Consider the following 1,121-nt stretch of genomic DNA (forward strand, 5'->3'; position numbering starts at 1 on the left):
CACCCTGGAAATGGCGCCACTTGAAATCCGTCATCGTTCCGTCCGTCCAATCTCCGCCAAGCATGCTCAAGCTTCACGATTTTTGCAACAGAGCCAGCGCGCGCGTCTGCCCAAAGACCGGGTTGGAATCATACGCGCCGACAAGGCGGGAGCCTTGCGGGATCAGGAGATAGCGGCCCGTCGCGGTATCGAACACGTTTTGGGAAACTTGCGCGACAATCTGCCCCGGTATTTGCGAGTTGATGCCGGAGATCAGCGTGCCGGGAATTACGAAGCCCGCGCGGAGCTGGTAGCGGGAGGGCGCTTCTACTTGGCTGTTCGAGGCCCAGCGATTGCCACCCGCATTGTTGGCGAACTGGCCATAGTTGGCAGGCGGGCGGGCATTGGCGGCACCCTGCCCGGCTCCGGCTCCTCCCCCGGCCACTTGGTTTGACAGGGCCGTAAGGGTGGCAATGTCGGAGGCCGAGGGCTGGCGGCCCTGCGCCATTGCAGCGGCCATTTGCTGTTGCAGGGCGACGAGCTGGGTTGCCGGATCAGCGCCGCCACTCATGCCGCCAGCGCCAGAGGATGCCCCATTGCGGCCGTCCTGCCATTTCAGGGCGGTAGGAGAGCGCACGGCGCTGCCAAATTGGGCAAGGCGTGCTTCGCGTATCGCTTCCATGCGTGCCCGGCGCAGATCGGCCGCCGTGGGGCCGTTGGGTTGCGCTGGCGAGGCGGTGACGGTTGGCGGCGCATTGGGATCGACCGGCGCGACCGGGATGCCATCGGCAGGCGGCAGCGGGGGCGCGTTCGCCATGACTTCCGCAGCACCGCTTGGAGCGGTCCCCGCAACCTTGTTCGCAACATCGGCCGAGCTTTGACCGACAGCCGGTTGAACCTTGGTCGCTGCATTGTCCGAGGAGCGATCAATCATAATCGACACCACGATGGCGATGAACAGCGCCACAATGCCGAGGACGATCAGCAGCGGCGCATTATTGACCCTGCGAACTCCCGTCACCAAGCGCCCGCTGTTCCCGTCCGCTGGGCTCTGTTGCAAAAATCGTGAAGCTTGAGCATGCTTGGCGGAGATTGGACGGACGGAACGATGACGGATTTCAAGTGGCGCCATTTCCAGGGTG

The 1,121-nt window shown here is 63.9% G+C and carries 1 protein-coding gene; it reads right to left on the minus strand.

The features are described 5' to 3' along the window. Positions 1-73: 73 nt before the first annotated feature. Positions 74-1,121 (minus strand): TrbI/VirB10 family protein (locus tag B5X69_RS20745; protein WP_245798834.1); only part of this gene is annotated, 1,048 nt, incomplete at its 5' end.

This window comes from Sphingopyxis flava (assembly GCF_900168005.1).
GTDB classification, from domain to species: domain Bacteria; phylum Pseudomonadota; class Alphaproteobacteria; order Sphingomonadales; family Sphingomonadaceae; genus Sphingopyxis; species Sphingopyxis flava.